This window comes from Paenibacillus sp. VT-400, from assembly GCF_001029205.1.
Taxonomy (GTDB): domain Bacteria; phylum Bacillota; class Bacilli; order Paenibacillales; family Paenibacillaceae; genus Paenibacillus; species Paenibacillus amylolyticus.
The window spans coordinates 627,636-640,037 of record NZ_LELF01000067.1; the positions used below are offsets into that span (position 1 = coordinate 627,636).

Consider the following 12,402-nt stretch of genomic DNA (forward strand, 5'->3'; position numbering starts at 1 on the left):
TAAATGAATCAACAAGATCGGCTCTTACCGAAAAAGAGGGGATCAAATCTAATCATATGCAGTTCATGGGTAAAGATGACGAGATTATGCGATTTTTGATGAAAATGCCTAGCTGAAAAAGAAGTATTAAAAAATACTTTACTTTTAGTTCTGAACCCGGTATAATCAATTCTGTTGCCGATTATTTACGACATGCGGTCGTGGTGGAATGGCAGACACGCTATCTTGAGGGGGTAGTGGGCGTATGCCCGTGGAGGTTCGAGTCCTCTCGACCGCATCATATGAACGATTAAAAAGAAGCTTTCCATTAATGGGAAGCTTCTTTTTTTTGTCTTTTTCGAACAGTATGACATCTGGGTTGAAAAAAGGCCATCCATTACCGGAGGAATGTTGCTCTACCTTCCGGCTACGGGTGGCCTGTGTATTATTTTTGCAGCAAATTCTTGATATCTTCTTCAATCTTGTCCGGTGTTGTTTTGGGAGCATAACGTTTAATGACCTGTCCGTTCTGATCCACGAGGAATTTGGTGAAATTCCATTTGATTGCTTTGGAGCCGAGCAGGCCAGGAGCTTCTGTGCTCAGGTGTTGGAAAAGAGGGTGAGCGCTTGAGCCGTTCACATCAATTTTCTCAAACATGGGGAAGCTCACGCCATAATTCATCTGACAGAACTCGGCAATATCGTCGGAAGATCCTTTTTCCTGTGCAAACTGGTTGCTTGGGAAACCAAGAACTTCAAATGGAGCATCTTGAAACTTGTCTTGCAATTCTTGCAGACCTTTGAATTGAGGGGTAAGGCCGCATGAGCTTGCCGTATTCACAATCAGGAGCACTTTGTCACGGTAGTCGGACATTTCAACTTCTTGACCGCGAAGGGTATTCACTTTGTAATCGTAGACTGTCATCTAAATCGCCTCCATTTATTTACTCTTATATCTTCTATTATATTGGTTGCAATTAAATATTGCAAAACTAATATGGTGTTAAAAGAATCAAAACAGGCCAGTTGTGCTGAATACGTGAATGAATTACGAAGGGATTTTCGTCAGAGTGAGAATTAGATAGCCTTGAAGAGATGGATAGAGTATAACCTTATTGTAAGCGTTATTATGAACGAGTATTGGCAAAAATCTGCCGATTCGGTGATCTGTAAGGACTTTACACCGTCATGGCGGGGGTGTATGATTCATAACGTAATTTCAATTTAAACTAAATTGTACTTGAAAAACGAAACAAACGATAATATCGCTCGATCTTACCTTAAGATATACGAACGATGTTTTAATCGCTGAGTTTCCATTCATTAATGAATGGGAAACGGGGGAACCAACGGAATGCGCTGTCCAGGACAGTGGGCATTCATGGGGTGAATTTTCCGGTGACAGCCGGAAATAGGGCGACTCTCGCGCCCGAATCCGTCAGCTAACCTCGTAAGCGTTAAAGGGAGAGGCAACAAGCCGTACGCTGGTTCATGGTGTTTTCGCCATGGGTTATTTAAGAAGCGTTCGGGAGGCCTTGGTCCCCCACGCTTCTTTTTTGTTGTCTTTTCACGCCAAGGGAGGAACGAATGATGGATACTGAGATGATCTTAGTGACTGCTCCAAATGAAGCAGGACGCAAATTTATCAAATTGCTGATGTACAAAAAAATGCCGTTTGCCGTTCTAACCAACAGTGCAGGGGAAGAGCGAAGACTCCGTAGAATCGGAGTAGAACATGTCATTCGCATGAATACGGCTGCAGCTCAAAAATGGTTTTTGCCGCAGGGCAGCGTAGGCAACGTGTTTATTTTCGAGAACAGCCTGAATCTGACCTGTCGTTATTTACAGATCTGCCGTTCATGGACATCGAAATCCCTGTGCGTCATTACGGAGCAGAGTCATCCTAAGGGCATCTATCGGGGCATGGGCGCAGACCGGATTGTATATTCGCTCAATGGGGAAGTTGGCTTTCTCCTCAATGGTTAATGCCATAGCTTGTGATTGCTCAGGTGTAAGGTGCCTGTTATAATTGAATGTATTAGAATCAATTTCAGAATTCACTCAAGGTATTATGAAATTGATTCATCGATAAACGGAAGTTTGAGGAGACTCATGCATGATGGTGAGTCTTCTTTTTTATGCTTACAAGGAGGAATTGGAGTGCCGGATGTAGGTGGATTGAAATGGTTGTTTTTTGATGTTGGAGATACGCTGGTGGATGAATGGGAGCCGGTTGATGATATTATCGGACAGTTCGTCCGCGAAGCCTGTGCATTGAGATATCCGGTGAAGATTGAGGCGGTAAGAGAACTGTTCGCGAACTGTTACCGAAAATATGAGCAATGGCCTATGAGAGTGGCAATTCGCACATTTGTTAAAGACGAGGGACATCAAAAACAGATTCAGGACAAGCTGAAGTTTCAAAAAGATCTTGAACGTCCTTTTCCTTCAGCAGATTCCGTTCTTCAGCAGTTGTCACGGCATTATCGCATTGGCATTATTGCCAATCAGAGTCCTGGAACGGAAGAGAGACTGGAGAGTTACGGCTTGCGGAAGTATGTTGATGTTCTGGCATGTTCGGCTGAAGAAGGAGTGTCCAAGCCAGACCCTGAGTTATACGCTGTGGCCTTGAAGCAGGCCGGTTGTGAACCGGAGGAAGCCGTCATGATCGGCGATCGGATCGATAACGACATTATACCTGCTCGGAAGCTGGGCATGCGTACGATTCGAATTATGCAGGGTTACGGAAGATTCCAGCCAGAACTATCGGATGACAAACGTGCGGATTGGACTGTTGATTCATTGGATCAACTCTTGCCGTTACTGATACCAAATCAGGATTAGATTCAGATGGTTGTTTATTGGATTGCAACAATAAAGGCTGATCAACTTGGGTATAGCATACCGGAGTTGATCAGCCTTTTTAGTATTTAGTCGATTAGAATGAGATTAGAACAAGCGGATCGTCTGAATGATCAGATATACATTTAGCATAACGATAATAGCTGTAATGACCCATGAGATGATTTTGAGCCACAATTTGTTGGCGAATGCACCCATACTTTTTTTATCACTTGTGAACATCACCAGGGGAATTACAGCAAAGGGCAATTGAAGTGACAGCACGACCTGGCTCAAAATGAGTAGTTCTTCTGTGCCATGTTCTCCTGCAATCGCTGTGACAATTACCGCCGGGATGATGGCGATCAGACGTGTGACCAGTCTGCGTAGCCATGCCGGAATTCGAATGTTCAGGAAACCTTCCATAACGATCTGCCCAGCGAGTGTACCTGTAAGGGTAGAGTTCTGACCTGATGCTAACAGCGCCACACCGAACAGGATACTTGCAACCGTAGTACCCAATAGAGGTGTCAGCAGATGATAGGCATCAGCGATCTCAGCAACCTGCGTCATACCAGCACTGTGAAATACAGCGGCAGATACAATCAGGATGGCTGCATTGATGAACAGGGCCAGTGTCAACGCGATTGTAGAATCCATGGTCGAGTACCGAATGGCTTCTTTTTTGCCCTGTGGGGTCTGTTCGATCTGACGGGTCTGCACAATGGAAGAATGCAGGTACAGATTATGCGGCATCACGGTTGCTCCGATAATACCAATGGCAATATAGAGCATGGCCGGGTTTTGCAGAATCTCAACATTTGGTACAAAACCATGGAGAACACCGCCCATATCCGGTTTCGCCAGAAACAGATCAATCCCGAAGCAGAGGGCTATGGTTGCCATCAGCACAATGACAAGTGTTTCCAGAGCGCGGAAACCTTTGTTTTGCAGTACAAGAATCAGGAGTACATCAACTGCGGTGATGATAACGCCGTATAACATGGGGATGTTAAATAACAGTTTTAATGCGATGGCAGAACCAATGACTTCAGCCAGATCGGTAGCTGCAATGGCAAGCTCACACAAAATCCATAACATCATAACAACAGGCATGCTGAATCGTTCACGACAGGCTTGAGCCAGATCCCGTCCAGTGACGATGCCGAGCTTGCCAGCCAGCGACTGAAGGACAACGGCCATCAGGTTCGATAACAGGATAACGGATAACAAGGTATACCCGAACTGCGAGCCGCCTGCGATATCTGTTGCCCAATTCCCGGGATCCATGTAACCTACGGCAACAAGGTATCCTGGGCCTACAAAGGCGAGGAATTTCTTCCACCATGCAGCATTCTGCGGAACTTTCATGGAACTATGTGCTTCTCCAAGGGAAGGGGCCATGCCCGCAGTAGACAATGATTCTCTTGAAGGAGCGTTGAACGGATTTTTTTTACTCATACGATGATCACCTGACTTTGAATTATTGATTTTGAAATATTGATGCGGTACAAACCGCTCATGATATATCTAAATTTTTATGTTTATTGTTACATTGTACTCCTTCAATTATTTTTGTCTAGTGCAACTTTTATGTATCAACACAAAATTCCGGTTCCAGCTTGAATATGCCCCTTCGTATATTACCCAACCTTGGGGAAAATACAGCCATGGCATTGAAATGCATGAAAATTATAAAGTTGTAAAAGCTGATAAAGATACAAAATTGCGTTTCAAAATGAGCCAGAAGTTTAAATTGAAAGGAAGGCAGTAAAAAACTATATGGATAAGGGAGAGATTCTTAATGGAAGCTTTATATACAGCAGTAGCGACAGTTAAAGGTGGACGTACAGGTTCGGTGACTTCTTCGGATGGCGTACTCAAGCATGATCTGAAAATGCCAAAAGAGCTTGGTGGCTCCGGTGGTGAAGGTACTAACCCTGAGCAGCTTTTTGCCGCTGGATATGGAGCATGTTATGAAAGTGCCCTTGCCAATGTAGCACGCAAAGCAGGTGTGAAATTGGAGGATGTGGTCGTTACAAGTAATGTATCCATTGGTAAAGACCCTGCGGATGACGGTTTTCAGCTGTCTGTTCGTCTGGACGTTAGCATGCCTGGTGTAGATCACAGTCAAGCAGAGGAACTGGCCCGCAAGGCGCATGATTTCTGTCCATATTCCAAAGCAACACGCGGCAACATTGATGTTGTATTAAACGTAGTTTAAGATTTGACTCCTGGTAAGTAAAGGGAACATATAGAGCAGGGTATCCCAGATACCTGATGTTCGACTACAAAGCCCTGCTGGCAATCGGCAGGGTTTTGTGTTGATTATCATATAAGGACATGATGCAGGAGATTAGATGCCAGATCGCGTACTATTTTACATAATTGCACTCTCACTTCATGCTACACATTCCATAAAGGGGGAACGAAGATGAGTATTGAAGAGATGATCGAGCGGCGATTTGTGTGCACAAAATGCAGGGGTACGGATTGTAACATTAAGGAAGTTTCCATGTCAGGAGCAGGTCTGAGCAAGATGTTTGATATACAGCATAACCACTACCTGTTCGTGGCTTGTGCTTCCTGCGGGTATGTTGAAGTATTTGATCCGGATGTCTTGAAAGGGAAAAAACAGGGACAGGTAGGGACGATTCTGGATATTCTGTTTGGCGGGTAGACATGCGCGAGTTGACATTGATCTGAATTTTCTTTAATATAACTTAGTACTGAGTAGTGTCATTGCATGAACCAAATTTGAATTAAACAGGTGATATCCATGTCTTATAGACCGCGTATTGCAGATTTAGAATTAGCTTATGGTAACAAGGAAGACGGATTGTATGAATTCAAAATGAATTTGGTAGACGGTACAAAATGCCGTGTATTCTACACCCGTTCCCCGGAATGGAAGATGACCAATATCAGCCGTCTGCAGAAAACGCCTTGTCCAGTATGTCGCAAAGATTTCATTTGCAAATGTATGGACCAGTGGGCAAGTGACCTGCATCAACAGATGATCGATGACCAATGGATGGAAAAGGCAGTTACGGAGTAATTGTCGGACAGATACGAGCGTGGGCACAATGCCTGCGCTCTTTTTCTTTATATTTCCCATTAATGCATGTTCAAAAAGAGCGGTGTTCAGTCTTTTTGAACTACCTCTAGAAATAAATATAGAATTAGTGAACAAGAAGGCCCAGATTGGGTAAGTTACTCTAACCGCAACAATAGGAGGCAGCCAATATGACAGCAAATCAAACAGATGTGCATCAGGGACATCCGATCGTACTGGTGGATGGTGTCTGTCACTTCTGCCAGGGCTTAACCAAATGGATTATCAAGCGTGACCCGGAAGGAAAATATCATTTTGCATCGCTTCAATCGGATGTAGCCAAGGAACTGCTGGCGAAGGGAAATTTGTCGACAGATAGTATGGACACCTTTGTTCTGATTGAAAATGGAAAATACTATACACGTTCAACCGCCGCACTGCGATTGGCCAAAGGTCTAAAATTTCCTTATCCATTATTATATGTATTCATTATTGTACCGAAATTCATTCGTAATGCGGTCTATAACATGGTGGCACGCAACCGTTATCGCTGGTTTGGCAAGGATGAAGCATGTATGCTGCCTACACCGGAGATTAAAGATCGATTTCTGTGAAAAAGTCTCGTGCGACACATTTTATCCAAATGTGATGATTAATAGCGGAAATAATTGGGTAATGACTACAGATCATATCTATTTTGGGAGGAAAACAACTTGAAGAAGTGGACTACATTAATTATCGGGGCATTATTAGCAGTAAGCTTGGCAGCATGCGGAAACGACACAGATAATACGGCAACGCCGCCAGCGACTAACAACGAAACATCTAACGAGGGTAATACACCTGCGGAGCAGGAAACAAAGATCCCTACCCTGGATGAGTTGATTACCAAAACGAATGCAGCAACCAAAGAAATGAAAAGCTTCACAACTGAAGCAAACATTGATCAGAATCTGAAACTGGATGCTGGTGAACAGTCACAGGATCAACAGGTTAAAACATCGCTCAAAATGGATATCATCAAAGATCCAATGATGATCTACCAAGAGATGAAAATGGAAATGTCTGGGCAGGAAGCGCAGAATGTAAAGCAATACATCACTTCAGATACGATCTATTCACAAGTGGGAGAACAATGGGTTAAAATTCCTGAAGCTCAAACCAAAGAATTGGTGGAGCAGATGAAAGCAAGCATGAATCCAGAAGGTGAATTGGATCAGTTCAAAAAGATTGAGGAAGACACCGAAGTTACAGAAGATGGCGACAATTATGTCATTAACGCTAATGTATCCGGTGATAACGTAAAGGAACTGGCCAAAGCCGTGATGGAGCAAAACGGATCGAATGCCCAGACCCAAGCGATGCTTGAACAAATGAATATTACAAGCATGAAGATGAAATATATGATTAACAAGGAAACCTATCTGCCTGCAGGTACGGATGTAAACATGGTCATGGAGATGGAACAGAATGGACAGAAAATGACGATGGACATGAAGATGAACAGTACATTTTCTAACCACGATCAAGTGGAAGAGATCAAGATTCCACAAGAAGCATTGGATAGCGCTAAATAATTTGGTTATGCCAAATGTGCTGAAGATGATTTAATGCGGTAAGCGAGCATCAATGTATGCCGTTTGCAGGGCACCTCTGAACTAGATTTGTGTGAGCCGAGAGGTTTACCGGATTAGAATCAGGGGTGTTTTTCTGTTTAGCGGAGATTATGGTCAGGGTTCAAGGTGTTATAGTATAGTCATATTGAAGTAGAGAGGGGGATATAAAAGATGATTGAATATGCACACATCCACCATGTTAGTCTGGCTGTACGTGATCTGGAAATCGCGAAGAAGTTCTACTCGGGGTTACTAGGCATGCAGGAGATTGAACGTCCAGCCTTCCGCTCCACGGGTACATGGTACGCTATCGGCAGCCAGCAGCTTCATCTGCTTCAGCACCCGGAGGGTCACACGTTACGTGAGGCTGGGATTGATACTACAGACGGTCACTTTGCGATCTGGGTCACCAGTTATTCAGGGACTATAGCCTGGCTGGAGCAGCAGGGAATTGAGTATGAAGCGAGACCTGACAGTGTGGCTGGATTCGCGCAGATTTTTGTACTTGATCCGGACCGTAACATTATTGAGTTCGATTCACCGTACAACTCTTAAGGAAAAAGGGTTAGAATAAATCCCTTGCTCCCCCAGAAATTGTATGCTATATTATCCATACATTCATAGCACGTGACGGAAGCACCGTCCATATACTGCATATTCATGCGGTTATTGGACGGTGCTTTTTTGTGCTTTTTGACAGGGAGGGAAGGAAAAATTGATTGTACTGAAGGTTGTTCTGGTTTCAAAGGATAGGGATTACATTAGCGCTTGGCTTGATTATGTACAGGGAAATTCATCTGGTCTTCATGTGCGTTTCACAGCATTCTCCCAAGGGGATTCGTTCAAGGATCACATGAAAGAGCAAGAAGGTAGAGAATTACCGGATCTGGTTATTGCGGAACCGGAGTTTCTGAATGACTGGCTGAATAACGGGGGAGAAGTATCAGGTGTACCTTGGCTAATGCTTAGTGAAGGGATGGAGGAGGTGGATGAGGCTAAACGGCTGATGAAATATCAACCCTTGCCTGCTTTGCTGGATGCTGTGATGCATGCTTGCCGGCAGCCGCGCCGTAAGAAGGTTCACCATCCAGGGCAAGAGACTCTCTCCATCGGTGTAGTATCCGCTTCGGGTGGAAGTGGCAAAACGGCAGTGGCCCTGCATATGGCGAAGCAATTGGGACTTGCAGGTTATGCTGTTCTCTATCTGAATCTGGAGACGCTGGACAGTACGCTCCCGTTTCTGGAAAAGGGACTAACTAGAAGTGGGCAGCGTCACCCGGATGCGGAGACGGGATTGTCCCGCCTGTTATACGATCTGAAGGTGGGCAGGAAGGAATCCGGCAAGCAGTTACAGGTACAATCGAAGGGCGTAGATGGATATGTGGTCCGGCATGAAGCGTTGAAATCCGATGTGTTCTGGCCATTATCGAATCGGAAAGAACTGTTGCAAATGACTCGTGAGGATACGTCGAATCTGCTTCGTTATTTAACGGATTGTGGACAGTATGACGTGCTGATTCTGGATGGGGATTCCGGTTGGGATGGGCGCAGTGAAGGGGTGCTGGATGCAGCAGATGCATTTGTCTGGTTGGTTGAGGATGATATATCTGCCATGCATCGTTGGGGACAATGGTTACAGCATGCTGAGCGTACGAAGCCAGATTTGTATGAAAGTATGCTCGAGCGTTCACGCTTTGTGGTTAACAAATATCGGGACAATGTCGTCAATGTACTCCCACGCCCTGATCTGCATCTGGATGCAGTGTTGCCCTATATTCCTTCTTGGAAGCAACTCAGTCAGGAGGAAGTCATGCTTAGTTCTCCGATCTTCCAACGTGAAGTGAAGAGATTATGTGCCATGCTGGTCCAAGATGGCGAAGAAGAATTGAAGCAGACGGGACGAATTCAGAAGCAGGATCGGTGGGCACTATGACGGATTCATCCAATAGAATACTGGAGCGTGAAGAACAGTTTCAGATGATGCGCAGGGAAGTCAGGGCTGGCCTCGATTTAACCTCTTCCGCAGGAGATGATGAACTGTGGCAGGGAATAGAACGCAAAGTTCTCACCGACCCGAAGCTGGATGATCTGACCTCAGGAGAGCGTCATACGCTGGTACAGCGATTGTTTGATTCCTTTCGTGGATTGGATATTTTGCAGCCACTTGTGGATCATCCCGATATTACGGAAATTATGATCAATAGTCACAAGGAGATTTTTGTGGAGCAGGAAGGTGAAGTCAGCCAGATCACCCTTGAATTTGAGTCCAGGGAACGGCTCGAGGATATCATCCAGATGATTGTGTCCGGGGTAAACCGGATTGTAAATGAGTCTTCTCCAATCGTAGATGCCCGTTTAAAGGATGGTTCGCGGGTCAATATCGTGTTGCCTCCTATTGCCTTGAAAGGACCCACGATGACGATTCGTAAATTCCCCAGTGAACCGATGAAGATGTCTGATCTGATTGAAAAGGGAGCCCTGCATGAAGAAGCGGCAGAATTATTGCAGCAGTTGGTACGGAGCAAATACAACATCTTCATTGGAGGTGGGACCGGATCGGGAAAAACGACCTTTCTGAACGCATTATCACAGTTCATCCCTGCCGATGAACGGATTATTACCATTGAGGATTCAGCTGAGCTACAGATAGTTACGGTACCAAATCTGGTATCACTGGAAACGCGGAATGCAAACACCGAAGGCAAGGGACAGATATCTATTCGGGATCTGATCAAATCTTCCTTACGGATGCGTCCGAACCGGATTGTGATTGGTGAGGTAAGGGGCGCAGAAGCGCTGGATATGTTACAGGCCATGAACACTGGCCACGATGGATCATTGTCTACAGGGCACGCAAACACGATTTCCGACATGATTAGCAGACTCGAAACGATGGTACTTAGCGGTGCGGATCTTCCTATTGCGGTTGTAAGGCAGCAGATTAGTTCGGCGATCGATATATTTGTACATCTGTCCCGGCTACGAGACCGTTCACGGCGGGTGACAGAGATTAGTGAAGTGATTGGCATGCAGGACGGTGAGGTTATGCTGAATCCACTGTTTCGTTTCCATGAACAACAAGAGCGTGAAGGCAAAATTATTGGCGGGTTAGTACAGGTTGGAAAGTTGAATCAGGTGGATAAAATTCAGATGGCTGGGCTCGGGGAATGGCTGGATGGATACATAGAACAATATAGTGTTGAGATAGATTCATCAGATAACAACGCGAATTAAAGTCATTGGAAGGTGATTACTGTTGGGTGAAACCAGACAGATGTTGACGGATTACACCGTATATACGCTTTCCCGGAGACAACGAATGATCTGTATGCTGATTAGCGGTCTGCTGTTTTTTGGCATTGGAATTCTGTTCTACCATCACTGGTTGGCTGGAGCGATCCTGGCTGCGGGTTGCATATGGGTGCCAAAACATTGGACTAAAGTGCTGTTGGAACGAAAAAGAATGACACTCAGTTTACATTTTAAGCAAGCGTTATATGCATTATCTTCGGCACTGGCCGCAGGAAAATCGGTGGAAAATGGATTCAAGGAATCCGTAGAGGATCTGCGGATGTTGAACCCGGAAGCGGATACCGATCTGATTCGTGAGTTCACGATATTGCGGACTCGGATGGAGTATGGACAACCAATCGAAGAGGCACTACAGGATTTTTCGGATCGGGCGCAGATTGAAGATATTACGAACTTTGCAGATGTGTTCATTACGTGCAAACGAACTGGCGGGGATCTGGTTGAGGTGGTGCGTCGTACCTCTGCGGTGATTGGTGAGAAGCTGGACATTCAGCAGGATATTATGGTCGCGGTATCGCAGAAAAAGTTCGAATCAAAGGTGATGTTTGCCGCTCCATTTATTTTTCTGATATTCCTCAATCTGACCGCCAAGGACTTTATGGAGCCGTTATATAGCGGGATGGGGTACCTCATCTCTAGTGGAGCATTGGTAGTACTCGCCTGCTGTTATCTGTGGATTAATCGCATTATGGATATCAAAGTATAAGGAGCTGAAACGATGCTGCTTCCCGTTATAGTCGCAGGGATGCTCGGAGCGGGATGGCTGGTGCTGGATCGAACCCGGGGACAGACCTACCGGCATCTGCGCAAGCTGGATATGGAAGGATTACGACTGAAAAAATTGCATGGTCCCTTCCTGTTTATATTGGACAAGTTCGAGATTGGACGCAGATTGCCAGTGCTCATGTTTCGAATGCAACATGCCATTCAGAAAATGTACGGCATACAGCACAGCGGAGAGAAAACGATGCTGTATTGCGCTGAAATGTTGACTTATACATGGCTCATGCTGCTGGTGGGCTGCCTGTTATCACTAGTTGGAGATATGGGCATCGGAGGTATGGTGGGTGGGCTCGCGCTCGGTGCAGCGTTGCCTTTTGCGCTCTACAAAGACCTCAATACAAAGGTACAGCGAAGAGACCAGGATATTCTTATGGAACTGCCTGAGCTGCTGAATCGAATTGTACTGCTGGTTGGCGCGGGGGAGACCGTGCAGCGTGCCATCGTTCACTGTGTGACAAGCCAGGGGGAACGGAATCATCCGCTGTACAACGAACTCAGAAAGACGGTGGGAGATTGGAATAATGGTTACTCGTTTCAACAATCATTTGAACAGTTCAGTCGTCGCTGCGGTGTACAGGAAGTGACGATTTTTACGACAACGGTGCTGCTGAATTTCCGACGTGGGGGAGGTGACTTTGTATTGGCGCTGCGGGATCTGTCACATGTGTTGTGGGAGAAACGCAAGGCTGTCAGTCGGGCGAAGGGAGAACAGGCTTCTTCCAAACTGGTGTTTCCAATGGTACTGATCTTTTTTACGATTGTGGTCATGATCGGGGCACCTGCTTTTATGATGATGAATATGTAGGAGGAATTGGG

Annotated in this window: 14 protein-coding genes, 1 tRNA gene and 1 riboswitch; of the genes, 13 read left to right on the forward strand and 2 right to left on the reverse strand. The window is 45.5% G+C overall.

Annotated features, from left to right (window positions below):
* Nucleotides 1-194: 194 nt before the first annotated feature.
* Nucleotides 195-277: transfer RNA gene (locus EL84_RS13425), tRNA-Leu, on the forward strand.
* 147 nt (nt 278-424) lie between these two features.
* Here the strand turns inward: EL84_RS13425 and EL84_RS13430 are convergent.
* Entirely contained in the window at nt 425-904 is a 480-nt protein-coding gene (locus EL84_RS13430; protein ID WP_036610823.1) for a glutathione peroxidase, read from the reverse strand.
* 371 nt (nt 905-1,275) lie between these two features.
* Nucleotides 1,276-1,451: riboswitch (cyclic di-AMP (ydaO/yuaA leader) on the forward strand.
* Between the two features lie 115 nt (nt 1,452-1,566).
* Here EL84_RS13430 and EL84_RS13435 point away from each other — a divergent pair.
* The gene (locus EL84_RS13435) at nt 1,567-1,965 is read left to right on the forward strand and encodes a hypothetical protein (protein WP_235193755.1); all 399 of its coding nucleotides are present in this window, start codon (nt 1,567-1,569) and stop codon (nt 1,963-1,965) included.
* A 174-nt stretch (nt 1,966-2,139) separates the two neighbouring features.
* Nucleotides 2,140-2,823: an HAD family hydrolase gene (locus EL84_RS13440; RefSeq protein ID WP_047842028.1), complete on the forward strand. Its 684-nt coding sequence runs from the start codon at nt 2,140-2,142 to the stop codon at nt 2,821-2,823.
* Nucleotides 2,824-2,928: 105 nt separating this feature from the next.
* Here EL84_RS13440 and EL84_RS13445 read toward each other — a convergent pair whose 3' ends face one another.
* A complete protein-coding gene (locus EL84_RS13445) occupies nt 2,929-4,224 on the reverse strand; it encodes an Nramp family divalent metal transporter (RefSeq protein WP_047844170.1) in 1,296 nt (431 codons plus the stop codon).
* A 400-nt stretch (nt 4,225-4,624) separates the two neighbouring features.
* Between EL84_RS13445 and EL84_RS13450 the strand changes: the two genes are divergently transcribed.
* From EL84_RS13450 to EL84_RS13495, 10 genes are all read left to right on the forward strand, one after another.
* A complete protein-coding gene (locus tag EL84_RS13450; RefSeq protein ID WP_036610819.1) occupies nt 4,625-5,044 on the forward strand; it encodes an organic hydroperoxide resistance protein in 420 nt (139 codons plus the stop codon).
* Between the two features lie 210 nt (nt 5,045-5,254).
* Complete coding sequence (locus EL84_RS13455; RefSeq protein ID WP_036610816.1) at nt 5,255-5,500, forward strand: zinc ribbon domain-containing protein; 246 nt, start codon at nt 5,255-5,257, stop codon at nt 5,498-5,500.
* Between the two features lie 99 nt (nt 5,501-5,599).
* The gene (locus tag EL84_RS13460; RefSeq protein ID WP_036610814.1) at nt 5,600-5,878 is read left to right on the forward strand and encodes a hypothetical protein; all 279 of its coding nucleotides are present in this window, start codon (nt 5,600-5,602) and stop codon (nt 5,876-5,878) included.
* A 188-nt stretch (nt 5,879-6,066) separates the two neighbouring features.
* Complete coding sequence (locus tag EL84_RS13465) at nt 6,067-6,489, forward strand: thiol-disulfide oxidoreductase DCC family protein (protein ID WP_047842029.1); 423 nt, start codon at nt 6,067-6,069, stop codon at nt 6,487-6,489.
* A 99-nt stretch (nt 6,490-6,588) separates the two neighbouring features.
* Nucleotides 6,589-7,452: a DUF6612 family protein gene (locus EL84_RS13470; RefSeq protein WP_036669080.1), complete on the forward strand. Its 864-nt coding sequence runs from the start codon at nt 6,589-6,591 to the stop codon at nt 7,450-7,452.
* A gap of 210 nt (nt 7,453-7,662) precedes the next feature.
* On the forward strand, nt 7,663-8,046 hold the full coding sequence (locus tag EL84_RS13475; RefSeq protein ID WP_047842030.1) for a VOC family protein: 384 nt from the start codon (nt 7,663-7,665) through the stop codon (nt 8,044-8,046).
* A 160-nt stretch (nt 8,047-8,206) separates the two neighbouring features.
* The gene (locus EL84_RS13480; protein WP_047842031.1) at nt 8,207-9,424 is read left to right on the forward strand and encodes a hypothetical protein; all 1,218 of its coding nucleotides are present in this window, start codon (nt 8,207-8,209) and stop codon (nt 9,422-9,424) included.
* Entirely contained in the window at nt 9,421-10,725 is a 1,305-nt protein-coding gene (locus tag EL84_RS13485) for a CpaF family protein (protein ID WP_047842032.1), read from the forward strand. Before EL84_RS13480 ends, EL84_RS13485 begins: the two co-directional genes overlap by 4 nt.
* A gap of 40 nt (nt 10,726-10,765) precedes the next feature.
* Nucleotides 10,766-11,509, forward strand: coding sequence for a type II secretion system F family protein (locus EL84_RS13490; RefSeq protein WP_047844171.1), 744 nt, complete (start codon nt 10,766-10,768; stop codon nt 11,507-11,509).
* A 12-nt stretch (nt 11,510-11,521) separates the two neighbouring features.
* Nucleotides 11,522-12,391: a type II secretion system F family protein gene (locus tag EL84_RS13495; protein ID WP_047842033.1), complete on the forward strand. Its 870-nt coding sequence runs from the start codon at nt 11,522-11,524 to the stop codon at nt 12,389-12,391.
* The last annotated feature ends 11 nt before the right edge of the window (nt 12,392-12,402 follow it).

Bases quoted from the DNA above. Each gene is read 5' to 3' on its own strand.
- EL84_RS13435 (WP_235193755.1), top strand. From the start codon at position 1,567: ATGATGGATACTGAGATGATCTTAGTGACTGCTCCAAATGAAGCAGGA.
- EL84_RS13430 (WP_036610823.1), bottom strand. From the start codon at position 904: ATGACAGTCTACGATTACAAAGTGAATACCCTTCGCGGTCAAGAAGTT.
- EL84_RS13490 (WP_047844171.1), top strand. From the start codon at position 10,766: ATGTTGACGGATTACACCGTATATACGCTTTCCCGGAGACAACGAATG.
- EL84_RS13485 (WP_047842032.1), top strand. From the start codon at position 9,421: ATGACGGATTCATCCAATAGAATACTGGAGCGTGAAGAACAGTTTCAG.
- EL84_RS13475 (WP_047842030.1), top strand. From the start codon at position 7,663: ATGATTGAATATGCACACATCCACCATGTTAGTCTGGCTGTACGTGAT.
- EL84_RS13445 (WP_047844170.1), bottom strand. From the start codon at position 4,224: ATGGCCCCTTCCCTTGGAGAAGCACATAGTTCCATGAAAGTTCCGCAG.
- EL84_RS13495 (WP_047842033.1), top strand. From the start codon at position 11,522: ATGCTGCTTCCCGTTATAGTCGCAGGGATGCTCGGAGCGGGATGGCTG.
- EL84_RS13455 (WP_036610816.1), top strand. From the start codon at position 5,255: ATGAGTATTGAAGAGATGATCGAGCGGCGATTTGTGTGCACAAAATGC.
- EL84_RS13465 (WP_047842029.1), top strand. From the start codon at position 6,067: ATGACAGCAAATCAAACAGATGTGCATCAGGGACATCCGATCGTACTG.
- EL84_RS13460 (WP_036610814.1), top strand. From the start codon at position 5,600: ATGTCTTATAGACCGCGTATTGCAGATTTAGAATTAGCTTATGGTAAC.
- EL84_RS13450 (WP_036610819.1), top strand. From the start codon at position 4,625: ATGGAAGCTTTATATACAGCAGTAGCGACAGTTAAAGGTGGACGTACA.